The following is a 23228-nucleotide window of genomic DNA, read 5'->3' on the forward strand; positions in this document are numbered from 1 at the left end:
TTATACGCAATCAGCTAAGGGGAACGCGGCCATCGAAGACCTTAACGGCAGGACCGGTCATGAACATGGCGGCATCTTCGTCGGACCACTCGATGGTCAGCCGGCCGCCGGGTAAATCGACCTCAACCGGGCTTTCGAGCAGCCCCCAGCGAATACCGTTTGCCACTGCCGCACAGGCGCCCGTACCGCACGCCAGGGTTTCGCCGACACCGCGCTCGTAAACCCGTAGTCGAATCTCCTGACGCGTCACGACCTGCATGAACCCTGCGTTGACCCGCCGTGGGAACCTCGGATGCCGCTCGATAGCACTACCAAGGCGCGCCACGGGGGCGGTGTCGACATCGTCAACGCGCAACAATGCATGGGGGTTACCCATCGACACTACGCCGATTTCAAGATGTTCGCCATCGGCTTCCAGGGCGTGCAAGAGCAGATCCTGTTCCGCACTGAAGGGAACCGCCACCGGCTCGAAACGAGGCCTGCCCATGTTGACCCGCACTCGGCCGTCCTCCTCAATTTTGAGAGTGAGGGGGCCGCCCTGGGTCTCGACGCGAATCTCATGCTTGTGGGTCAAGCGTTGATCGTGAACGAAACGGGCAAAGCAGCGGGCACCGTTCCCGCAGTTTTCCACTTCACTGCCATCCGCATTGTAGATGCGATAGCGAAAGTCCATCTCCGGGTCGCGAGGCGGCTCGACGGTGAGCAGCTGATCGAAGCCGATGCCAAAATGGCGATCCGCCAACCGGCGAATCTGCTCTGTTTCCAGTCGCGCCCGCTGGGTGACCAGATCGATCATCATGAAGTCGTTGCCCAGACCTTGCATCTTGGTGAATTGCAGCAACATCACGACGTCTCCGGCAGCAGGGTTTCGCCATTCCATAGTGACTCGAGGGTTTCACGGCGGCGCACCTCATGCATCTGATCGCCATCCACCATGATCTCCGCCGGACGCACGCGACTGTTGTAGTTCGAGGCCATGACAAAGCCATAGGCACCGGCGGAGCGTACTGCCAGCAGATCGCCCTCGGTCAGAGCCAGTTCGCGATCCTTGCCCAGAAAGTCCCCGGTTTCACAGACCGGTCCGACCACGTCATAGAGCGCCCTGTTTTGGGGAGTTCGCTTATCCACCGGGATGATCGCCTGCCAGGCCTGATAGAGCGAAGGACGAATCAGATCGTTCATGCCTGCATCGATGATGGCAAAGTTTTTAGTTTCGCCGGGCTTCAAGTACTCGATCCGGGTCAACAGAATGCCCGCGTTGGCAGCGATCGAGCGGCCTGGCTCGAACAATAAGGTGAGATCGCGTCCTTCGACACGCTCGAGCAGAGCACGGGCGTAGTCAAAGGGCTGGGGGGGCTTCTCATCCTGGTAAGGCACGCCAAGGCCGCCACCCAGGTCGAGATGTGTAATGACAATACCCTGTTCGCTCAGCCGGTCCAGCAGCACCAGCAAACGGTCCAGAGCATCCAGGAACGGTTCGAGCTCGGTGAGCTGAGAGCCAATGTGGCAGTCGATACCCACCGCCTGAACGTTTTCCATGGCGGCCGCTTGGGCATAGACGTCGAGAGCCTGATCCACCGGGACCCCGAACTTGTTGGCCTTGAGCCCGGTTGAAATATAGGGGTGAGTGCGGGCATCTACGTCGGGATTGACTCGCACCGACACCGCCGCGACCTTGCCTAACCGTGCTGCTACGTCGTTGAGCCGCTCGAGTTCCGGCAAGGACTCGACGTTGAAACACTTGATGCCGACTTCCAGGGCGCGCGCCATCTCGTCTGCCTGCTTGGCCACTCCGGAAAAGACCACCTTGGCAGGATCGCCCCCGGCGACCAGTACCCGCTCAAGCTCCCCCACGGAAACGATATCAAAGCCTGCGCCCAGACGCGCCAGCACGTTGAGCACCGCCAGGTTGGAGTTGGCCTTGACCGCATAGCAGATCAGATGCGGGTAATCGCCCAGCGCTTCGCTATAGGCGCGGTAGTGGCGCTCCAGAGTGGCTCGGGAGTAGACATAGCAAGGCGTGCCGAAACGCTCGGCAATGCTGGCTACGGGCACGTCTTCGGCATGAAGGATATCGTCACGATAATCGAAATGATCCATGCTTAGCGCTCTTCTTTACTGTCGGGAAAGTCGTCGCTTTCGCGTTCGTCTTGTTCCGGACCGGGTTCTGTGTACTCATCGCCAGGATCGTACGCCTCGGCGGCTTCTTCATCGCCGGGAAGATAAAGCGGCCCCTTCTGACCACATCCGACGAGCAGCATTGAAGTCAGGAATAAGGCGATGATGCCAATACTTGATAACCTGAGCATCTCACGCATCTCCTGTGGCGGCCTGGTGGCCAGGCGTCAAGACATTTAATGCGTTGAGCGCATCCCGGGCGCGCTGGGCCGCAGCCCGCACCTGATTCGGCGCGGTGCCGCCGATATGATTGCGCGCCGCCACGGAGCCTTCCAGAGTCAGTACGTCGAAAACGTCGTCGGTGATGGTATCGGAGAACTGACGCAATTCCTCAAGGCTCATTTCAGATAAATCCTTGCCCTGTTCGATGCCGTAGGCCACGGACTGGCCCACGATCTCGTGAGCGTCACGAAACGCAACGCCCTTGCGCACCAGATAATCCGCCAGATCCGTGGCGGTTGAGAAACCGCGCCGCGCCGCTTCATACATACTATCCGTCTTGGCTTCGATGGCAGGTACCATGTCCGCGAAGGCCTTGAGACAACCCTTGACGGTGTCCAGGGTGTCAAACAGCGGCTCCTTGTCTTCCTGGTTGTCCTTGTTGTAGGCCAGCGGCTGGGACTTCATCAGGGTCAACAGGCTCATCAGATGGCCATAAACCCGCCCGGACTTGCCCCGCACCAGCTCCGGCACATCCGGGTTCTTCTTCTGGGGCATGATCGAGGAGCCGGTGCAGAAACGATCCGGCAGATCGATGAAATTAAACTGGGCACTGCTCCATAGCACCAGCTCTTCACTCATACGGGACAAGTGCATCAGCAAGAGGCTGGCAAAGCTTACGAACTCGATGGCGAAATCGCGATCGCTCACCGCATCCAGGGAATTTTCGGCGGGGCACTCGAATCCCAGTAGCTCGGCGCTCACGTGACGATCGATGGGGTAGGTGGTGCCGGCTAGCGCCGCGGCGCCCAGGGGCATCACGTTGACCCGCTTGCGACAGTCCCGCAGACGCTCCTGATCTCGGGCGATCATCTCCTGCCAGGCCAGCAGATGATGGCCAAAGGTCACGGGCTGAGCGGTCTGCAGATGGGTAAAGCCCGGCATGATAGTCTCGGCTTCGCGATCGGCAAGCTCGATCATGCCGCTGCGCAGACGCGCAAGTTCTGCATCGATGACATCGATCTCGTCACGCAAATACAGACGAATGTCCGTGGCTACCTGATCGTTGCGGGAGCGCCCGGTATGCAGTTTCTTGCCGGTCGTGCCGATCTTCTCGGTCAGCCGCGCCTCGATGTTCATGTGCACGTCTTCAAGGGCGACGGACCAGGGGAATTGACCGGCCTCGATTTCTGCTTCGACCTCGGCAAGCCCTTTCAGGATGGCCTCACATTCGTCGCTGGTCAGCACGCCTACCCGCTCAAGCATGCGGGCATGGGACTTCGAGCCGCGAATGTCGTGATGATAAAGACGACGATCAAAATCCACGGAGGCGGTGAACTTTTCGACAAAAGCATCGGTGGGCTCCGTGAAGCGGCCACCCCAGGACTGGTTGGTTTGCTGGCTCATGGTGCGAAGATGTCCCGCTCGGTCTTGGAGCCTGCTCATGATCGTGAATAGGCTCTTGATGATAGTTTGCCCAGGATTGTACCAGAGTCATCGTTTCAGGCGAGATCGGCATGGAAGACCGCTGTGGCCACGGTCATTGGATTTTACTAAACCGACGACTGCTTTATCATGAGGTGCAAATGCCGCCGTTGCGGCAGACGTCTATCGTGGTCGATGGATGAATCGACCACCCGCCGCAGGAGTTTGCCGTGTCCGCCATCACGACCCTTCGTATTGCCACCCGCAAAAGCATGCTTGCCCTATGGCAAGCCGAGCATGTGCGTGATCGCTTAATGGAATTGCATCCAGGATTGAAGGTCGAGCTGGTCGCCATGTCCACCCGGGGTGACAAAATTCTCGATACGCCCCTGGCCAAGGTTGGAGGCAAGGGGCTATTCGTCAAGGAGCTGGAAGAATCGATACTCGATGGTCGAGCGGACATCGCGGTGCATTCGATGAAGGATGTGCCTATGCATTTTCCTGAAGGACTAGGGCTGTCCGTGATCCTCGAGGGCGCCGAACCCACGGATGCTTTCGTTTCCAATCACTATGCCAGCTTCAATGATTTGCCTCAGGGCGCCAAGGTCGGCACCTCCAGTCTGCGCCGAGGGTTGCAGGTCAGCGAGGCGCGCCCGGACCTGGAAGTGTTGACCCTGCGAGGCAACGTGCAGACGCGACTGCGCAAGCTCGATGATGGCGAGTACGACGCCATCATTCTTGCCACTTCGGGATTGCGTCGGCTTGGACTCAGCGAGCGCGTCACCATGGAGTTGGCGGCGGAAATCAGCCTGCCTGCCTGTGGTCAAGGGGCGTTGGGTATCGAGTGCCGAATCAATGACCCTGAATTACTGGATTTGCTGGTGCCGCTCGATCATCTGGATACCGCGACACGGGTGCGGGCGGAGCGCGCCATGAATACACGCCTGGACGGTGGTTGTCAGGTGCCTATTGCCGGGCACGCGGTGCTCGAGGAAGGCGGAAAAACTCTATGGCTACGAGCTCTGGTTGGTATGCCGGATGGCTCGCGAGTACTGCGTGCCGAGGGTCGTGGCTCGGCGAATGAGCCGGAAATACTGGGTATTCGCGTAGCCGAGGATCTTCTCGATCAGGGCGCCGGGGAAATCCTGGCCGAGGTCTACGGCGATACCGAATGAAGGACTGCCCCAGGGTACTGATCACACGTCCTGGCGCCCGTAGCATTCCCTTGCGTCGCGCGCTCGAATCACTGGGCGTTGAGGTGGAAGGACTGGATATCATGCGGCTCGAGGCGCTCCCTGAGAGCCAGGCCATACGCCAGGTATTGCTCGATTTCGATCTTTATCATGTCGTGGTGGTGATCAGCCCCTTCGCCGCTGAATGCCTGGTGGAAGGGCTTGATCGCTACTGGCCGCAGCTTCCTTCGGGGCCCAACTTCTATGCGGTGGGAGCAGGTACCGCTCAGGTGTTGCATGAGTATCTTGATGTACGTGTACGCATTCCCGTCGCGGCCAAAGAGAATACCAGTGAAGCATTGCTGCAACTGGCATCACTACAACGACTCGATCAGCAGCGGGTATTGCTGGTAGCGGGTGAGGGAGGACGCACGCTGCTCGCTGATAGTCTCGCGCAGCGCGGAGCCCGGGTGGATCGGATCGCATTATATCGGCGTAACCTGATGACACCTGAGGGTGTGGGCGCGTTACACTTGGCTAATGGAGATTTTTCGGCGCTGCTGGTGACCAGCAGCGAAGTACTCGAACATCTGGCAGGATGGTGCATGCCCAAGGCGTTGAACCAACCGCTAATCGTTTCCAGCCAGCGTTTAGCTACACTGGCTTATACGCTGGGATTTTTGCATCCTATAGTGGCGCAAGGTGCTACACCCTCCGCCTTAGCGGTGGCTGTGGCCGACGTTTGCAACCTGGGTGGCGCCGATCATGACGATCTTGAAAAAGGCTAGCAAGAGATGAGCAAGCAAGGACACGATCAGGACAAACAACAAGGGGTACCTGTGGGTACCAACAACAGTCAGTCACCTAGTGATGCATCGCATACATCAGACATGAAACAAACGTCGGATACTAAAGAGGTGCCCTCGAGCGCTTCACCGAAACCGGCGACTCCCGCTTCGACCAGCGGCGATGGTGCGGTCGGTAGCTTTGATAAAGACGAGGCCGGCAAACGACGTTCCGCGCGACGCGGGTCGGGTAAGTCCGGCAAAGGCAAGGCACTAGGCAAGGAAACGGCAGACAAGTCCTCTGCAGACAAGTTCGCTGATGACAGGCCGGCAACGGTCAACCCTGTATCGGGTGCCAATCCTGTCTCAAGTGAAAGTACGGACACGCGCACGCAGCCCGGTACAGCGATGAGTAATACATCCAGCTCTTCCACTACATCGGGCTCTTCCACTACATCGGGCTCTTCCACTACATCTGCGACTGGCTCCCCTGGGAGTCGGTCAGGTTCTGCCACCGCATCGACAGCAAGCACGGACTCCAAGCCCGAGGCGACGCGAGCGACGAGCACCGGTACAAAAGGGGCTGCTCAGCCCGGCGCATCTTCAAGTACCTCCGCGCCCAGACCGGGGGCGGGTGGTGGCGGCGCCATGTCGGGCGCAGCGACCAGCGGTCATCATGGCGGCGGCGGCGGGCGCAGCACCGCCGCTATCGTGGCGCTGGTGCTGGTGCTGATCCTGGCAGTGGCCGGTATCGTTGCCGGCTGGTGGTTGTGGCAGCAGATGTCGGCGCAGCAACAGCGATTGGCACAACTGCCTCAGTCCTCTCAGGTCGAGAGCAATACTAGTGACATTGATCAGCTCTCATCCCAGGTCGATCAACTCGAATCCCAGACGGATCAGGTAAGCCAGCAGCGCGAACAGGCTCTTGAGGACATGAAGCAAGATCTTGACTCGCAGATGCAGCAGTACCAGGACGATGTCAATCAGACCCTGGACCGTGTGCTTGAACAGCTTTCCAGCCAGCAGCAGACCGACGAAAGCGATTGGGTTTATGCCGAAGTCGAGTATTTGCTGAAGCTTGCCAATCAGCGCCTGCAACTCGAACGAGACGTCAACGGTGCGCGCTCATTGCTGCAAACGGCCGACAAGCGTTTGACCGAAGTCGATAACCCAGCATTGACCCCGGTACGTCGTGCCATCCAGTCCGAGCTTGGTGAATTGAATTCCGTACCTGACGTCGACCGTACGGGGCTCTATCTGACGCTGATGGGAATGCAGGAGCAGGTGGCCAAGCTGCCGTTGCAGCAGGATATCGAGCAGATTGCTGCCAAGGGTGGCGATACGTCTCAGGTCGAAGGTGGCTGGCAGCAACAGCTTTCCCGCTTCGGTCAGGAGCTAAAAGAGCTTGTCGTGGTGCGCAAGCACGACCAAGCTTTGGAGGCGCTGATGACACCGCAGCAGGAGTCCTATCTGCGCCAGAACGTGCGTCTGCAACTGGAGCAGGCACAGCTGGCGGCGTTGCAGGCCAATCCCGAGCTTTATAAAGCAAGTCTTGAGAAAGCCGGTGCATTGATCGAGGGGTATTACGATCAGGATAGTGACGGTGTGAATAAAATTCTCGAACAATTGCCACAGCTATCTGAAAAAACGATACATCCTGAATTACCGGACATCAGCGAATCCTTGCAGAAACTCCGTGACTTCATGAAGCGCCGTCAGGACGGCGGGAGCGCTGACGCATGAGAAAGCTCATTCTCATCATCGTTCTCGGGCTCGCCATCGGTGCGCTATTCGGTCAGTTGATGCAGGCCGTCCCAGGTTACTGGCTCATACGGGTCGGCGACACATCCTTTCAGACCTCATTCTGGTTCGGTCTGGTATTGCTGCTGGCGCTGTTCCTCGTTCTACACTTCTTGCTAAGACTGTTGTCGCGGTTGCGTCGTCCGGTAAGTCGTCTCAAGATCTGGAACAGTCGCAACCGCAACCGTAACGCCATGCGGCGCACGGTGCGGGGCCTGGTTGCTCTGGCGGAAGGACGCTGGAAGCGGGCGGAGAAGGCCCTGACCCGGGCCGCGGACGATTCGAGTACACCGCTGGTCAACTACCTGTCTGCGGCGTTGGCTGCCCACTATCAAGGACGCTATGACCAGGCAGACGTGCTGTTGAAACGGGCCCATTACAGCACCGAAGGTTCCGATACGGCCGTTGGCATGATGCAGGCGCAGCTGATGCTCGACCGTCAGCAGTTCGAAGAAGCGCTGGCGACGCTGACGCGTCTCGAACGGCAGCTTCCCGAACACCCGCAAGTGCTCAAGCTGCTCAAGCAAGCCTATTTGAGCGTCAACGACTGGGACGGTCTGCGTCGTTTGATGCCAAGGTTGACCCGTCATCAGCTGGTGACCCAAGAAGAACGCCACGAGCTCGAAAAACGCGCCTACCGTGAATTGTTGATACAGGCGGCTCGCAATCCGAATGACATTGAACGGGTGCGCAGTCTATGGGCGGATATCCCGGATTATCTACGCACCGACATCGAGCTGGTAGGGCTCTACACCGAGGCGCTGGTACGGGGTAATGAAGAAGGGCTTGCAGAACGGCTCTTGCGCCATACGCTCAGAGAGCATTGGGATAACCGGCTGGTGCTGCGCTATGGCGTGCTCAATGTCGATGCAGGCCGTCAGCTTGCCTATGCGGAAAAATGGCTGCAGGAGCGCCCCAATGATCCTGACCTGCTACTGACGCTAGGCCGGCTCTCGCTACGCAATGCTTACTGGGGCAAGGCGCAGGAGTATTTCGAGGCCAGTCAGCGCCAGCGCCCCAGCGGCGTGGTATGTGCGGAGCTGGCGCGATTGTTCGCCAATATGGGTGAGCACAACAAGAGCCAGCTTTACTATCGCCAAAGTGTCGAACTGCTCGACAGATCGCTGCCGGCCTTACCGCAGCCAAGCGAGCAAAATCCTTGAACACAGATTCGTATTACTCTTCTGGGCGCCTCTCGGCGCCCTTTTTTATGGAATTTTCTGGCGTTTCGGTTGCATGAAAAAGGCCACCGCAATGGTGGCCTTCAGTTGGCGTCGGTTACGTAACTTCTGGAAACGATCAGGTGTTCTCGTCGTTGTCTCGATCAGGTTGGGTATGCTCCTTGGGCGGTGAAGCGGGTTCATGATGTGGTGACGACCCTTGCGTGTGTCTCGAGTGCGCTTCGTTACGGGGCTGGCCGGCGGGGCTATTATCGATGGGGAAGTCCTGTTGCATGATGCGCAGGTTGGCGGGTGGTGCCAAACCGTCCTTGTCCTGACCGAAATAGAGCGTGGTATGAGGAAAGGGCATCTCGATGCTGGCAGCATCGAAGTGCTTTTTGACCAGGCGATTATAGGCGCGTCCCACCGCCCATTGATCTCCCGGCGTGGTCTTGATGATCACTCGAATCTTGACCGAACTGTCTCCCAGACCAATCACCCCGGCAACGCTCAAGGGCTCCAGCAACTTGTGGCCGTACTCCTCGTTTGCCTTGAGTTCTTCGAAGGCGTGCTCGAGTTCAACGATGGCGTCGTCGACATTTTCACGATAAGCGATGCCGTATTCACCAACGTGATTGCCGAATCCGCGCATGTAGTTGGATACGGTATCAACGCTTGAGAAAGGCACGATGTGGTAGGTGCCAGAGAGATCGCGAATGCCGACGGAACGAATACTCAAACGCTCCGCGGTGCCGGTGATACTGCCCACGGTCACCACGTCACCGGTATTCATGGCGTTCTCGATCTGGATGAATACCCCAGTGATGATGTCCTGTACCAGTTTTTGGGCACCGAAACCGATCGCCAGACCCAGGACCCCGGCGCCGGCGATCAATGGACCGATGTTGATCCCGATTTCTGCCAGCACGATCATGCTGGTCAAGGTGACAAGCGTGATGGCCAAGGCGTTACGAAATAGGCTCAATAGCGTCTTGGCCCGGGCAGTGGGTTCGCGTCGGCCGCCGCTGTCGTTGAGACGATGCTCGATCAGGCTGGCCAGAACGATCCATGTAGCCGCCGCAACGGCAAGAATGAGAATGATGTCGATCAGCTTGCTGACCGTGTTGTAACCGGCGTCGGTGGCATACCAGGCCGCTAGATCGAATGCCCCCCAGGTATCGAGCACCAGCAATACGACACTGATCAAAATGAGTGTTCGAATCACCTTCAAGAAGGTGGGGATATAGGCGTTGAGGCGTGATTCGAGTTTGGGCATCTTGCGCCGCCAGTCCGCGGACAGCTTGATGCGTTTGCCAATGAGCTGAGTGAGCATTCCCGAGAGCAGTAGACCGATGCCAACGATGATGAGCGTTCGCAGGGTCGCCAGCATGACGTTGGGCAGCGCATCTTCTGGCCGCAGAATGCTAAGTATCAGAATGAACAGGAAATAGGCGATAGCGAGCAAGTGCCAGCACCGGGCAATCACTCGCAGCGCTAAGCTGGTCGCGCCTATCGAAGCATGGGACGCCTTTCTTTCAAGAGCATTGCGAACCTTGAGACGATCTTTCAACACGAAGGTCGTGGCGTAAACAAAAGCCATCAGCATGATGACCAGGCCAAGCGCATGTCCTAGTGCCAATGATGCGTTGGTGTTGGTCAGCGGAACGGCAACCAGCATGCCGTAGCCTACGAATCCGGTCAGTGAGGCTAGCCAGCGATTCCAGTGAGCGGCTTCCTGAGCATCGATGGGAAGCAGACGCAACCCCTCATGATGAGAAGCAAAAAGAATGCGAATGACCGCCTTGATCAATTCGATGATCACGAAGGCATTGAGGAAAAGCGAGGCCTGGGTCGACAAGGCGCCGCTTTCCCCGATCGCGAAGGTGGCGATCAGGTTGCCTCCCACATAGGCCAGAGCGACGGCGGCAACATCTATGAGTGCCGCCAATGCCACCGCAGCCGTCGTTCTCAACAGTGTGCTGCGATCATCGCCTTGCCGGGTCCAACGACTTATCCGGTTGAACAAGGGCCAGGCCAGGCGGCGTAGAACGAAAAACAGGGCGAAGGTGGCAACGATCACCAAGGCCATATTGAGCGCCAACCGGCTGATGTCTGCCATGCTGATGCGAGGCGCCAAGCTGTCGCCGGCAGGGGATATCAAGGTGCCCAGTGCGCCGGTGAGGTTCTTGAACTGACGGCTCAGGTCACTGGCAATGGCACTGGTAGTCTCGGCAAGCTGTCGCGCAAGGGAGATATCGCGTATCTCCTGCTTGTCAGGCGATTGCTTGGTATCACTGGCTTGAGGCGCCTTGGTTGACGTGCCGGAGCCTTCTTGTTGACTCGACGCCAAGGAGCGCAGCTCCTCGATCAAGCGCTGACGCGATTCCTTGTTCTCGAGTAGATCCGCCAAGGTCGAGTAGGCGGGGCTATCGTGGACAGAGCTATTGTTGGCAGAGCTATCCGGGGCAGGTTCTTGAGAAGACTCGCTCTGTTGAGCAAAAGCCGGCAGTGCGATCAGCATTAGCGCGACAGCAAGCCAGCGTCTCAAATGAACGTTCAAGCGGGTTAACGACACGCTAAAAGCCTCCTTCCAAGGCAGCAATACATCGCTATAGGACATAGCGAGTGTTTTGAATGAATGCGATTATGCTGTTATCTGATTGAAACAGGGCAACAGAATGCGCGATTCGTGACGGCGGGAGTGTACCAACCCTATTTGTATTCTGGCGACATCTGAGAATTTCTTTATCGCCGCTACGCTATGATGATCAGCCGAAGATTCCAGAAGAGTCTGCGCCAGATGACTACCAGTATTCCTCGCATCAGCCTCGAGCAGTGGGCTGTGCTGCAAGCCGTGGTTAATGAAGGCAGTTTTGCCCGCGCCGCCGAGTCGCTCAACAAGAGCCAGTCAGCCGTAAGCTATACCCTAAAAAGCATGCAGGAGCAGCTGCCGGTCGAGGTGCTTGTAGTCCGTGGGCGCAAAGCTGAACTGACCGAAGCAGGCGAGACATTGTTGCGTCGCGCCCGAGTGCTCATCGAAGAGGCCCTGAGTCTGGAACGACTGGCTGCCAATCTGGCTCAGGACTGGGAGCCGGAGATTCGACTGGCAATAGAGATGATCTTTCCCCCGGCGCTTTTGGGCGAGGCGCTGGCTGCCTTCATTCCCGAAAGTCGATCATCTCGTGTACAGCTCATCGAGTCGGTGCTCTCAGGCACCCACGAGGCACTAGCCAACGGCAAGGCTGACCTGATCGTCACCAATCGCCCGCCCCCTGGTCTTTTGGGGCAACCCCTTTTGTTCGTCGAGTTTGTAGCAGTCGCCCATCCTGAGCACCCTCTGCATCACATGGGGCGCGAATTGACCCAGCAGGATCTCCGGGCCCACCGGCAGTTCGTGGTCCGCGACACCGGCATCAAGCGCAGTCAGGACGCGGGATGGCTGGGGGCGGATGAGCGCTGGACCGTTTCCCAGCTCAAGACCTCGATTCAGTTCGTCACCCAAGGGCTCGGCTTTGCCTGGTTGCCTGTAGAGCATATTCGCAAGGAGCTGGAGGCCGAGATACTAAAACCACTGCCGCTAGCCGAAGGCGGTAGCCGGCAAGAAGAGCTGTATCTGGTCTTTGCGAACCGGGACAGCGCAGGCCCGGCAACCCAGGCACTCGCCCAGGCGCTGCAGGCGGTTTGTCGTAATGATAAGCAGATTAGGTAATAGGTGAGCGTCAACAAGACAGGTCTGTAACCCATCAGTTTTTTAGATCGTTATGTCCCGATAGTTAGAACCAACCAGCCGATCCTGAACGTTACTCTTGTGGTCAGCAATCCGGAAAACAGCAGGTTTTCACCACAAGAGGGATTCAAAATGACAAAGCTACTAGTTCTCTACTATTCCATGTACGGCCACATCGAAACCATGGCCAACACCGTGGCGGAAGGCGCGCGTGGTGTGGAGGGCGTCGAAGTCACGGTCAAGCGCGTTCCAGAAACCATGGACAGCGAAGCCTTCAAATCCGCCGGCGGCAAGACAGAGCAAGGTGCCCCGGTGGCCACACCCGCGGAACTTGCGGAATACGATGCCATTATTTTCGGCACGCCGACGCGTTTTGGCAACATGGCAGGCCAGATGCGCACCTTCCTGGATCAGACCGGCGGCCTGTGGGCGAAGGGAGGCCTGGTCGGCAAGGTGGCGAGCGTCTTTACCTCTACCGGTACCGGCGGCGGGGAAGAAATGACCATCACTTCTACCTGGACGACCCTTGCACACCACGGCATGGTGATTGTGCCGATCGGCTATGCCACTTCGGAGCTTTTTGATATCTCCCAAGTCGGCGGTGGCACACCCTATGGCGCCTCGACCATTGCCGGTGGCGACGGCTCGCGCCAACCCGACGAGCGAGAACTGACCATCGCCCGCTTCCAAGGCGAGCATGTGGCTAAAGTCGCGGCTAAGCTGAAAAACTAAGCTTCTTGATCGCCCAGGGAGGGCAGTGCCCCTCCCTTCGCCTGTCATTTCTATACGCCTATCTCTATCGAACACGTGGCTCGTGGCGCTGAATCAGCGCGGCGCACTTGAATGCATAGGCAACTTTCAAACGGAGAGGATGGTTATGGGACTATTAATCAACGGCGAGTGGCACGATCAGTGGTACGACACCAAGAAGCACGGCGGTGAGTTCGTGCGCGAATCCGCCCAGCTGCGCGACTGGGTGACGGCGGACAGTGAGCCAACTTCTGATGGCCAAAAGAGTGTGCCCGCCGAAGCGGATCGCTTTCATCTTTATGTGTCGCTAGCCTGCCCTTGGGCGCACCGCACCCTGATCATGCGCAAGCTCAAGGGTCTGGAGTCGCTGATGGGCGCCTCCCATGTCAGCCCGCTGATGCTGGGTGAAGGCTGGACGTACAAGGTCGATGAGGGCTCAAGCGGTGATCCTGTCAACGGGGCGGAATATCATCGTCAGCTTTATACCTTGACGAACCCTGAATACACCGGGCGCGTCACGGTGCCGGTGCTGTGGGACAAGCAGGACAAGCGCATCCTCAACAATGAGTCCGCCGATCTAGTGCGGATTTTCAATGACGCCTTTGACGGAATAACCGGTAATCGTCTCGATTTTTACCCTGAGGATCTGCGCGAGACCATCGATGACGTCAACGCCGATGTCTACGATCACATCAACAACGGTGTGTACAAGACTGGCTTTGCCACGGAACAGGACGTTTACGAAAAGCATTTTGTTAACGTGTTCGAGGCGCTGGATCGCATGGAAGCGCGCTTGGAAAAGCAGCGCTACCTGGCCGGTGAGTGGATGACCGAAGCGGATATCCGGCTGTTTACCACCCTGGTGCGCTTCGATGCGGTTTATCACGGCCACTTCAAATGCAACCTGCGCCGCATCGAGGATTACCCCAATCTCTCGAATTACCTGCGTGAGCTGTACCAGTGGCCGGGGGTCAAGGAGACCGTCAACCTGGATCACATCAAGCGTCACTACTACTACAGCCACGACACCATCAACCCGACACGCATCGTTCCCAAAGGGCCTGCGCTGGATTTTGACCGGCCCCACGATCGGGAGCGCTTAACCGGAAAGGGTGTACGGGAGAAGTCCTGATCAAGCACGCTCAGTACTGATAGCTCGACTTTATACAAGCACCTTGAATCGCCCCTTTTCAGGGGCGATTCAGTTCCTGGTTATACCAACTTTCCAGCGGATGACTTATGGGGTAACTCATCGAATTATTGGTTGTTCATGACCCAATAATTGCGTCCTTCCATTCGCGCAGCATGGCTATCCTGTCTTCATCGCAAAACACACGGAGACACGACATGCAGACATCACTGGTCAATAGAATACTTTCCACAAGTGAAAGCTTTGCGCCTTTGGCCTTGCGCGTACCAGCCGGAATCATCTTCATGGCCCACGGCGCCCAGAAGCTATTTGGCTGGTTTGGCGGCAACGGTCTGGAAGCCACTGCACAAGGAATGGCGTCGATGGGCCTCGAGCCGGGTTACCTGATGGCCTTGCTGGCCGGCGGCGGCGAGTTTTTCGGCGGTCTTGCCCTGCTGCTAGGGCTGCTGGTTCGCCCGGCCGGTGTCGTGCTGTCCATTGCCATGCTGGTGGCCATCTTTGCGGTGCATATCGGCAATGGCCTGTTCATGAGCAACAACGGTTACGAATTCGCTCTTTCCTTGCTGGCCATCTCGGTATCGCTGGTCATCAGCGGCGCGGGCAAGGTGTCAATCGATAGCATCCTGGCCCGCAAGACCCAGTAGTCGCTCGGGATTGAAGCGATCCCACTGAGTTCACCAACGTTTACAGCAATATCTTGGAGGGAACACATGCTTGTTCGTTCTAGTGATGCCCGGGGCTATGCCAATCATGGTTGGCTACGCTCTTTTCACACTTTCTCCTTCGCGAACTACTACGATCCCGAGTACATGGGCTTTCGCAAGCTGCGGGTGATCAATGAGGACCGTGTCGAAGGTGGCCAAGGCTTTGGTGCGCATTCCCACCGCGACATGGAAATCATTTCCTACGTGCTGGAAGGCGAACTGGCCCACAAGGACAGCATGGGGCATGTAGAGGTCATTCGCCCCGGCGATGTCCAGCGCATGTCAGCCGGCACCGGCGTGACGCATAGCGAGTTCAATAACGCCAAGGACAAGCTCGTTCATTTCCTGCAGATCTGGATCGAGCCGGATCAGCGCGGCATCAAGCCCAGCTACGAGCAAAAGCACTTTTCCGTTGATGAGCGCCAAGGAAGTTGGCGGCTTGTGGCTTCCCAGGAGGGCCGTGAAGGCTCCGTGAGTATCAATCAGGACGTCAATCTCTATGCGGGTCTGTTCGATGCGGGCCAGAGTGCGACCCTGCCGACGACGCGCTATGCCTGGCTGCATGTTGCCCGGGGAAGTGCCGAGGTCAACGGGCAAGTGCTGGAAGCCGGTGATGCCGCAGCATTTGCACCGGATGAGACGATAGAGCTAACCGGCCGCAGCGCCTCGGAGATATTGCTATTCGATCTGGCCTAAAGTGCTCGTGAATAGCGTCGGCTTCACCCAGCCGATGCAGAAAAGATTGCGCCGACCAATGTGTTCCTTACGACGGCGCAAATTCTCGAGGTTACGCGATCAAGCATCAGGCTCGATGCGCCATGGGATGGGTGGCGGCATCATCCGGTCGCCGTCAAACGCCGGAACATTGCCAAATCGCGCATCGCCGGCCTCCCATTCTTTCTGCGCCTTCGCAATCTCGGCCTTGCTGTGTCCCACGAAGTTCCACCAGATGAAGATCTCTTCGTTCAGCGGCTCGCCACCCAGCAGCAGCACGCGGGTGTTGGCGTCGAGTTCCAGTGCGATGTCATCAAGCCCGCAGCCCAGATAGGCAAGCTCGTTTGGTGCGAAGGTGTCCTGATCGATGCGCAGGCTACCTTCGAGCACGAGCACGCCGTATTCGAAGTAATTGTGCAGGTTCAGGTGAACGGTGGTCGCGGCGTCGGCGAGCATATCCGCACCCACCAACGGCGAGAATGCGAGAGTGGGCGCTTCGCGACCGTTCAGCGCGCCGGTAAGCAACGTGATATCGACGCCCTGCTCCTGCCAACGTGGCAGGTCGGGATAATGATCGAAGCGTGGCTCGGTATGCCGGTGGGCATGGGGCAGCGCGATCCAAAGCTGGGCCGCGTGCAGCTGGGATTCGCTCGAAAGCGATTCTTCGGTGTGCGAGATACCACGACCGGCGGTCATCAAATTGACCTCGCCAGGGCGAATCACCTGTTCGCTCCCCAGACTGTCCCGATGCAAGATGTCCCCAGCCAGCATCCAGGTGAAGGTCTGCAAGCTGGTATGCGGATGCGGGCCGACGCGCATGCCCTGGCTGTCCACGGAAAATACCGCAGGCCCTGCATGATCCAGAAAGCACCACGCCCCGATCATGCGCCTTTTGCGTTGGGGCAGAACCCGATTGATGGGAATGCCGCCCACTTCGGCGGTACGCGATGAGAGGTGCTGAATAAGCCGGTGACCATCAACGATGGGGCACTCGAATGATTCGAACAGTGCAGGATTTGATTCGGTATTGCTCATGGCATCAGTGTCCTGGATAGATCCATATTTTTCAGTGAATGGCCAACGTCCATAGGATAGCGAGTCCGAAAGTTCACTGGCCGAACCAGGACCGACAGTGCCCTATATGCGGCCAAGCCGCATGCTGTCGACATACGTGACGCGGGGCATACCGGACGAAGGGTGATTCAACTGCGTCGTTAGCCGTTCTCTGCTGCAGTCCGGCTCTGGATCAAGTTGGCGTAGGCCGGCAGATGATTGACCAGAATGGCGCCGAAGCCGTCGATGTCGTTGCGCCAGTCACGGTGCAATTCGCAGCCGACCGCAAACCAGTTCATCAATTGCACACCAGCCTGGGACATGCGGTTCCAGGCGGCATCTCGCACGGCGGTATTGAAGGTGCCGGAAGCATCGGTGATCGCAAACACTTCATAGCCTTCTTCCAAGGCCGACAGCGCCGGGAAAGCGACGCATACATCGGTGACGACGCCGGCGATGAGCAACTGCTTCTTGCCGGTATCCTTGACCGCCTGGACGAATTCTTCGTTGTCCCAGGCATTGATCTGGCCGGGCCGGGCGATCAAGGGCGCGTCGGGGAACTTTTCTTTCAGCTCGGGCACGATCGGGCCGTTGGGGCCGTCCGCGAAGCTGGTGGTCAGGATGGTAGGCAGGTTGAAGAACTTGGCGATATCGGCAACCGCCAGGACGTTGTTTTTGAATTCGTCCATGTTGTAGTCGCGTACCAAGGACAGCAGGCCCGCCTGGTGATCGACCATCAACACTGCCACATCGTCTTTATTGAGCCGGTTGTAGGTAAAGGACATCAAACATCTCCTGGGTTTGCAGTTGGGTGATAAACCACCGTGGAAAATGGTTCACCTAAGAACAAGATGCGGTTTCCATTTCCTCGCTGACTAATGGCATCATCGTGAATCCGATCTAAAATAAATACAATGCGTAATTTCAATGACATACTGTCATTATTTTAGCGACAATTAGAGGCTAAAAATGGATCGCTTTGCCGGTATCCGCGCATTTACCCGGGTTGTAGAGGCCGGTGGTTTTGCCGCCGCAGCGCGCGAGATGAACCTGTCCCGGTCGGTAGTCAACAAGGCCGTCATCAATCTCGAGCAGGAGCTCGGCATACAGTTGCTGCGGCGCAGTACGCGGCAGGTCACTCCTACGGATACCGGCATGGCGTTCTACGATCGCTGCCGGCAAATTCTTGGCGATCTGGACGACGCAATTTCATCCGTCACGTCGCTGCAAGGTGAGCCAACCGGCAATCTGCGCGTCAACGCCCCCATGTCTTTTGGCACCCATCATCTATCCCGAGTGATCGCCGAATATATGGCGCTGTATCCCAAGGTTCATGTGGAGCTGGTACTCAATGACCGCGTTATCGACCCGATCGAGGAAGGATTCGATGTAACGATACGGATTGGAACTCCGCAAGCGACTACCAGTCTTGTGACTCGGGAGCTGGTGATCGCCCGGCGGGTGCTTTGCGCATCGCCGGACTATCTACAGCGCTGGGGGATACCATCGAAGCCCGCTGAACTTAGCGCGCACCGCTGTTTGCACTATGGCTATCTGGATTCCGGTAGCAGATGGCGCTTACGAGGGCCGGAAGGCGAGCAAAGCTATGCAATCAACTGCGTCATGTGGGCAAACAACGCCGAGCCTCTGCGTGACGCCGCGATAAATCATCAAGGTATTGCCATGCTGCCAACCTTTATTGCCGGCGAGGCTCTACAGAGCGGGCAACTACGCACGCTTCTTGATGACTACCCACCATCCGATATCACGCTGAGTGCGCTATATCCCCGACACCGGCATCTGTCCACCAAGGTGAGCATGCTGGTCGACTTGTTGTCCTTGCGTTTTAGTGCTCAACCCTATTGGGATTGGGGGTAGTGAGGCAATCGCGAGATCAATCTTTATTCAACCGGTCCAGTGCCCAGCCGACGCTGAAACCGTGCAAGATCGTCGATAGAAGAATAACCAGGCCAACGAGCGACCAAAGCTGAATCTCGTTGATGAACTCTAAATGGTTCCCCGCGTAGCACAAATAATAAATTGAGCCGATGCCCCGCACTCCGTACACCGAAACCACAGCCCTGCTGCGAAGATCAAGATCGGTTCTCAGTAGCGCAACCCATCCCGAGACAGGGCGGATGACCATGAGCAGTACAATGGTTACGACGAAATGCGTCCAGCTCAGATCCGCCAACAAAAGCGGAAGGACACTGCCCAGGGCAACAAGTAGTAGCGCGGTAAGCGCGTCCTCGATGGATTCACAGAAATCGTGCAGGCGACGGTGAAAGTGATGCTCCTCTTCTATCCGCCGCAAGGTCAGCCCAAGGATCGCAACAGCGATAAAGCCATACCCTTCGACTATTTCGGTCAAGCCATAGCACATCAGTACTGCTGCAAATGCGATCACGCCTGAACCGGTTTCGGCTAAAAGAGCGTCTTTGGGCACGGTAAAAAGAATGTACCCAAGCGCCTTGCCGCTGATCCAGCCCATGACAACGCCCAGAACGATGCGATAGAAGACATCCCATAAAATCCAGTCCAACCCCCAGGCAGCGGGGTTCAAGCCTTCCGCAGCTACAATCAGTCCCAAATACACAAATGGAAATGCCAGCCCGTCGTTCAGGCCGGCTTCTGTGCTCAAAGTAAAGCGAACGGGATGTTCCGAGCCCTCATGTGGCGGACCAACTTGCACGTCCGATGCCAAAACCGGATCGGTTGGAGCCAGCACAGCGCCGAGAAGAATCGCACCCGCCACCGTCAGTCCCGCCAACCCGACTCCCAGCAAAGTTACTGTGAAAATGGTCAATGGCATCGCGATAGCCAGCATCCGCAGTGTCGGCGTCCATTTTTTCCATGGCTGCAAGCTGTCGATACGCATACCTGCAGCAAATAGTGCAACGATGATGGTCAGCTCGCTCATCAGCTCCCAAGGCAGGGGCGTTTGGCGCGGATCGGGTAGCACCGGCAAACCCGGCAGCAATAATGTGGCGCCTGCACCAAAAAGGATCATGAGCGGGGCCGCCACAGGTTCACGCTTGGATATCAGACGCGGTAGCCAACGCGCCACGATCACAATTGCGCCGACGACCGCTAGAGCAACATGATAAGAACTCAGAGTGAAAAACGCTTCGTGCTGCATGTTCTAGTAATCCTGTTCCAGGACAAGTCGTTATACGCAATTTGATGCGGTGTCGCGACTCATGGTCTGCGGCCTCGCTTGCCAGCGCAAATCATCATACTCATGGAAAGAACGCTGCTTCTGGCTTTGGGTCAGTCATTAGATAGAAGACTGACTTGTATTTGTAGAAGTTGTTGAAAGGTATTTCTGGTCATTCGGTAGGAAAAGAATTGGTAGCCTCGACTGAATAACGTCCGGCACACATTATGCCGCCGTATATGCCCCTTGAGCGGGGGCGAGTCAAGGAATGCTATAAAATGTCCAGACACAAGAAAGGGGCCCTGAGGCCCCTGTTCATGCGGTTTCTGGTGTTTCTTAGTGTGTCCTGAAACCCTTGTTTGGTGGAGGCGGGGGGAATTGAACCCCCGTCCGCCGATACTCGCTCTTCGGCTCTACATGCTTAGGTCCGTCTTTTGATTTAACGCTGTGGACTCCGACGAGCAGGATTCCACACCGCGATTCTTCTTTAGTTTAGCGATTGACGTGAAGACACCGCCAATCACGATCCTGTCAGCTTTAGCTCGTATCCCCTTAGCCATGAACAGGCACATCGCCTTGGGGCCAGGCTAACAACTAGCAGTTTTTACGCTGCCAGTGCACCTTGAGCATAGTTTTCGTCGTTTGCGACTATTTAGTCGTGATGTTGAATTTACGAGATACATCACGCTCTCGGCATGCACCTAGGAGGTTGCCATCGACGTCGAAGCCATGTCGCCCCCAGATAAGTGGCTATTCTAACAGGTGGGGATGGACCAACGCCAGCTCAAGCCCCTCGCGCTATTTGTTTTCCCGCATGATACGGGCTTTTTGGCGATCCCAGTCCCGCGCCTTCTCAGTGGCACGCTTGTCGTGCAGCTTCTTGCCGGTCACCAGGGCAAGCTCACACTTGATCAGGTTTTTCTTCCAGTACAGCTTGAGCGGTACGCAAGTGTGCCCCTTATCTTGGGTACGCGAGAAAATCCGGGCAATTTCCTTGCGATGCAACAGTAGTTTACGTGTGCGAGTCGGATCGGCGATTACATGAGTGCTGGCGGTGTTCAGTGGCATAATATGGCTACCCAGCAACCAGGCTTCGGCTTCCTTGATGAGAATGTAGGTGTCGGTGAGCTGCGCTTTCCCGGCGCGCATGCTTTTGACTTCCCACCCCGCCAGCGCAAGCCCAGCTTCGAAGGTCTCTTCGATATGATATTCAAAGCGCGCCTTCTTGTTCAGTGCGATGACATTGCTGCCTGCCTTCTTGGCTTTTTTCGTGGCCATGAGTCCTCTTGTCCTGATATGCCATATCCGCCAGCCCTTCGATATGGGGCAAAGCGTGATACCATTCAAGGTCTTGGCGTGATAATGATCATGGTACGCCTTGGCGTGCGTTCGCAATAGTGCATAAATATGTGTATTGCATAGACACATGAATCAGGCATACGAGTAAAATGCGTCAGCATAGTGACTTCAGCGGAGAGGTATATGCCTACGGTCAATCGATCTGCTTTGGTGCGGCATTCCCCGCAAGCCATGTTCGACTTGGTCAACGATTTCGAACGCTACCCTGAATTTTTGCCTGGCTGTCGTCGCACGCGCTTGATCGAGCGCGACGAAGACCACCTCATTGGCGAGCTGACGTTGGGTAAGGCCGGCGTCGAGCAGAGTTTTACTACGCGCAACGATCTTTATGAGCCCGAGCGCATCGAGCTTTCTTTGGTCAATGGCCCCTTCAAGCATATGCGTGGGCGCTGGCTGTTCATGCCTATGGGGCAAGAAGCCTGCAAGGTTAGCCTCGAGATGAATTTCGAGTTCTCCAATCGATTGTTGGGCATGGCGTTTGGTAAATTATTCAACCAGATGGCCAAGCAGCAGGTCGAGGCGTTTACCCGGCGCGCCGATGTCGTCTATGGAAAAAAATGACGATGTCGGTACCGCCGTGTCAGCTGGCGGTGAGCCGCTAATCGTGGAGGTTGCCTTTGCTCTTCCTGAGTCTCAAAAGATAGTCGTCTTGACCGTTTCGCCGGGCACTACTGCTCGACAAGCGGTCGCGATGGCGCAGATGCCGCAGTATTTCCCCGCTTTACCCCTAGAAACGTTCACACAGGGCGCGCTAGGAATTTTCGGCAAGCTGCTGCGCGACCCTGACCAACATGTGCTGCGAGCCGGCGATCGTGTCGAAATCTACCGACCTCTACACATTGATCCCAAACAAGCGCGGGCGAAACGTGCAACACGCAACGCCCGAGGTTAAAAATGACGATATGGGCTAGATTCGCTCCCCGCGACTATCCGGTTCTTCCCCCGGAGCGGGTACTGGCGAGCTGCCAGGTATCGGCTCGACGCCGCCAGGATCCAGGGCCGGGCCCAGATCGGAATCTGGCGACAGCTCCATGTTGGCATCCATATCTCCCGACGTCTTGATATCGACCAACTGGTTGTTGGCGAAGGTCAAGGTCACTCGACGCTGCTTTACTCCGGCATAGGCTTCATCCAGTCGAGACACATATTCCCATTGATTTTCATCGAAGGGTGTTCTCAAAAGCGGCATGCCCATGACATAGGCGACCTGTTCGCGGCTCATGCCCGGCTTTAGCTGGGTGACCATGTCTTGAGTGAACAGATTGCCCTGGGGCAAATCGCGCTTGTAGACGCTAAAATAACTGCAGCCACCCATCAGGGAGAGAGCAATGGAAAAGGTGGCTATTTTGATAAGATTTTGCATTTGGCTCCATTCTTCACTATCGTTTCTTGGGCCGATCATACCCGACCCATCACAATACTGCGAAGAGCTATCATGGCCGATCAGAACCACGAACTACGCAGGGCGGGACTCAAGGTTACACTGCCTCGTGTCAAGATCCTGCAAATCCTTGAAAGTTCCACGGGTGATCATCTTAGCGCCGAAGATGTTTACAAGGCGTTGTTGGATGCCGGTGAGGACGTGGGCTTGGCAACCGTTTATCGCGTGCTGACGCAGTTTGAGACCGCGGGCCTCGTGGTGCGTCATAATTTCGACGGCGGGCATGCGGTCTTTGAAATGTCCCACGAGGAACATCATGATCACATGGTGTGCCTGGAAAGTGGCCAGATCATTGAGTTCTTCGATGATCAGATTGAGCGTCGCCAGCAGGAAATCGTCGAAGAACACGGCTACGAGCTCGTCGACCATGCCTTGGTGTTATATGTGCGGCCCAAGGGCTCTCGGGCGACTCGCCAGGAAGGCGTCAAGAAGTCCTAGCACTGCAGTATGTGTGCTCTGCCAAGTTAAAAAACGCCAGCTTTTGAGGCTGGCGT

General features: G+C 56.9%; 23 protein-coding genes, 1 other RNA gene and 1 pseudogene. 13 read left to right on the top strand and 12 right to left on the bottom strand.

Annotation, left to right across the window (positions count from 1 at the left end; translation table 11 throughout):
* Positions 1 to 10: 10 nt before the first annotated feature.
* The 4 genes and pseudogenes from dapF to argH form a co-directional block, all read right to left on the bottom strand.
* Positions 11 to 844, bottom strand: a complete 834-nt coding sequence (gene dapF / locus CH74_RS10885; RefSeq protein WP_048307469.1) for a diaminopimelate epimerase — start codon at positions 842 to 844, stop codon at positions 11 to 13.
* Positions 844 to 2100: a diaminopimelate decarboxylase gene (lysA, locus tag CH74_RS10890; protein ID WP_048307470.1), complete on the bottom strand. Its 1257-nt coding sequence runs from the start codon at positions 2098 to 2100 to the stop codon at positions 844 to 846. Before lysA ends, dapF begins: the two co-directional genes overlap by 1 nt.
* A 95-nt stretch (positions 2101 to 2195) precedes the next feature.
* A pseudogene (locus CH74_RS20010) lies at positions 2196 to 2309 on the bottom strand (lipoprotein); the annotation flags it as partial.
* 1 nt (position 2310) lies between these two features.
* Positions 2311 to 3744, bottom strand: a complete 1434-nt coding sequence (argH, locus tag CH74_RS10900) for an argininosuccinate lyase (RefSeq protein ID WP_048307472.1) — start codon at positions 3742 to 3744, stop codon at positions 2311 to 2313.
* A 248-nt stretch (positions 3745 to 3992) separates the two neighbouring features.
* On the opposite strand from argH, the gene hemC reads away from it, so the two are divergent.
* Entirely contained in the window at positions 3993 to 4937 is a 945-nt protein-coding gene (hemC, locus tag CH74_RS10905) for a hydroxymethylbilane synthase (RefSeq protein ID WP_048307473.1), read from the top strand.
* Positions 4934 to 5722 (top strand): uroporphyrinogen-III synthase, encoded by a 789-nt coding sequence (locus tag CH74_RS10910; RefSeq protein ID WP_048307474.1) that lies wholly within the window; start codon positions 4934 to 4936, stop codon positions 5720 to 5722. Before hemC ends, CH74_RS10910 begins: the two co-directional genes overlap by 4 nt.
* Positions 5723 to 5790: 68 nt before the next feature.
* On the opposite strand, the gene CH74_RS18660 is transcribed toward CH74_RS10910, so the two are convergent.
* Complete coding sequence (locus CH74_RS18660) at positions 5791 to 6288, bottom strand: hypothetical protein (RefSeq protein ID WP_156181489.1); 498 nt, start codon at positions 6286 to 6288, stop codon at positions 5791 to 5793.
* Between the two features lie 79 nt (positions 6289 to 6367).
* Between CH74_RS18660 and CH74_RS17785 the strand changes: the two genes are divergently transcribed.
* Both CH74_RS17785 and CH74_RS10920 read left to right on the top strand, forming a co-directional pair.
* Positions 6368 to 7462 (top strand): uroporphyrinogen-III C-methyltransferase, encoded by a 1095-nt coding sequence (locus tag CH74_RS17785; protein WP_082140391.1) that lies wholly within the window; start codon positions 6368 to 6370, stop codon positions 7460 to 7462.
* A complete protein-coding gene (locus tag CH74_RS10920; protein ID WP_048307476.1) occupies positions 7459 to 8682 on the top strand; it encodes a heme biosynthesis protein HemY in 1224 nt (407 codons plus the stop codon). The genes CH74_RS17785 and CH74_RS10920 overlap by 4 nt, the downstream gene beginning before the upstream one ends.
* A 136-nt stretch (positions 8683 to 8818) precedes the next feature.
* Here CH74_RS10920 and ybiO read toward each other — a convergent pair whose 3' ends face one another.
* Entirely contained in the window at positions 8819 to 11200 is a 2382-nt protein-coding gene (ybiO, locus tag CH74_RS10925) for a mechanosensitive channel protein (protein ID WP_048307514.1), read from the bottom strand.
* 279 nt (positions 11201 to 11479) lie between these two features.
* On the opposite strand from ybiO, the gene CH74_RS10930 reads away from it, so the two are divergent.
* From CH74_RS10930 to CH74_RS10950, 5 genes are all read left to right on the top strand, one after another.
* On the top strand, positions 11480 to 12388 hold the full coding sequence (locus CH74_RS10930) for a LysR family transcriptional regulator (protein WP_048307515.1): 909 nt from the start codon (positions 11480 to 11482) through the stop codon (positions 12386 to 12388).
* Positions 12389 to 12538: 150 nt separating this feature from the next.
* Positions 12539 to 13138 carry an NAD(P)H:quinone oxidoreductase gene (gene wrbA, locus CH74_RS10935; RefSeq protein WP_048307477.1) on the top strand — a complete coding sequence of 200 codons (600 nt, stop codon included), beginning with the start codon at positions 12539 to 12541 and terminating at the stop codon, positions 13136 to 13138.
* 145 nt (positions 13139 to 13283) lie between these two features.
* On the top strand, positions 13284 to 14288 hold the full coding sequence (locus tag CH74_RS10940; RefSeq protein WP_048307478.1) for a glutathione S-transferase family protein: 1005 nt from the start codon (positions 13284 to 13286) through the stop codon (positions 14286 to 14288).
* A gap of 215 nt (positions 14289 to 14503) precedes the next feature.
* Complete coding sequence (locus CH74_RS10945) at positions 14504 to 14950, top strand: DoxX family protein (protein WP_048307479.1); 447 nt, start codon at positions 14504 to 14506, stop codon at positions 14948 to 14950.
* A 66-nt stretch (positions 14951 to 15016) separates the two neighbouring features.
* Positions 15017 to 15706 (top strand): pirin family protein, encoded by a 690-nt coding sequence (locus tag CH74_RS10950; RefSeq protein WP_048307480.1) that lies wholly within the window; start codon positions 15017 to 15019, stop codon positions 15704 to 15706.
* Between the two features lie 99 nt (positions 15707 to 15805).
* Here the strand turns inward: CH74_RS10950 and CH74_RS10955 are convergent, their stop codons facing one another.
* Together CH74_RS10955 and ycaC are read right to left on the bottom strand one after the other, a co-directional pair.
* A complete protein-coding gene (locus tag CH74_RS10955) occupies positions 15806 to 16759 on the bottom strand; it encodes a pirin family protein (RefSeq protein ID WP_048307481.1) in 954 nt (317 codons plus the stop codon).
* A 179-nt stretch (positions 16760 to 16938) separates the two neighbouring features.
* Positions 16939 to 17562, bottom strand: coding sequence for an isochorismate family cysteine hydrolase YcaC (ycaC, locus tag CH74_RS10960; protein WP_048307482.1), 624 nt, complete (start codon positions 17560 to 17562; stop codon positions 16939 to 16941).
* A 184-nt stretch (positions 17563 to 17746) separates the two neighbouring features.
* On the opposite strand from ycaC, the gene CH74_RS10965 reads away from it, so the two are divergent.
* On the top strand, positions 17747 to 18655 hold the full coding sequence (locus tag CH74_RS10965) for a LysR family transcriptional regulator (protein ID WP_048307483.1): 909 nt from the start codon (positions 17747 to 17749) through the stop codon (positions 18653 to 18655).
* Positions 18656 to 18671: 16 nt separating this feature from the next.
* On the opposite strand, the gene CH74_RS10970 is transcribed toward CH74_RS10965, so the two are convergent.
* From CH74_RS10970 to smpB, 3 genes are all read right to left on the bottom strand, one after another.
* Positions 18672 to 19916, bottom strand: coding sequence for a sodium:proton antiporter (locus CH74_RS10970; RefSeq protein ID WP_048307484.1), 1245 nt, complete (start codon positions 19914 to 19916; stop codon positions 18672 to 18674).
* 378 nt (positions 19917 to 20294) lie between these two features.
* Positions 20295 to 20674, bottom strand: a transfer-messenger RNA (tmRNA) gene (gene ssrA, locus CH74_RS18270).
* 58 nt (positions 20675 to 20732) lie between these two features.
* Complete coding sequence (smpB, locus tag CH74_RS10975; protein WP_048307485.1) at positions 20733 to 21212, bottom strand: SsrA-binding protein SmpB; 480 nt, start codon at positions 21210 to 21212, stop codon at positions 20733 to 20735.
* Between the two features lie 204 nt (positions 21213 to 21416).
* On the opposite strand from smpB, the gene CH74_RS10980 reads away from it, so the two are divergent.
* Together CH74_RS10980 and CH74_RS10985 are read left to right on the top strand one after the other, a co-directional pair.
* On the top strand, positions 21417 to 21854 hold the full coding sequence (locus CH74_RS10980) for a type II toxin-antitoxin system RatA family toxin (RefSeq protein ID WP_048307486.1): 438 nt from the start codon (positions 21417 to 21419) through the stop codon (positions 21852 to 21854).
* Entirely contained in the window at positions 21841 to 22185 is a 345-nt protein-coding gene (locus CH74_RS10985) for an RnfH family protein (RefSeq protein ID WP_048307487.1), read from the top strand. The genes CH74_RS10980 and CH74_RS10985 overlap by 14 nt, the downstream gene beginning before the upstream one ends.
* A gap of 15 nt (positions 22186 to 22200) precedes the next feature.
* Here CH74_RS10985 and CH74_RS10990 read toward each other — a convergent pair whose 3' ends face one another.
* Positions 22201 to 22656, bottom strand: a complete 456-nt coding sequence (locus tag CH74_RS10990) for an outer membrane protein assembly factor BamE (protein WP_048307488.1) — start codon at positions 22654 to 22656, stop codon at positions 22201 to 22203.
* A gap of 72 nt (positions 22657 to 22728) precedes the next feature.
* On the opposite strand from CH74_RS10990, the gene fur reads away from it, so the two are divergent.
* Entirely contained in the window at positions 22729 to 23172 is a 444-nt protein-coding gene (fur, locus tag CH74_RS10995; protein WP_048307489.1) for a ferric iron uptake transcriptional regulator, read from the top strand.
* Positions 23173 to 23228: the final 56 nt, after the last annotated feature.

It is taken from the genome of Halomonas sp. PR-M31, from assembly GCF_001039575.1.
Lineage (GTDB): Bacteria > Pseudomonadota > Gammaproteobacteria > Pseudomonadales > Halomonadaceae > Modicisalibacter.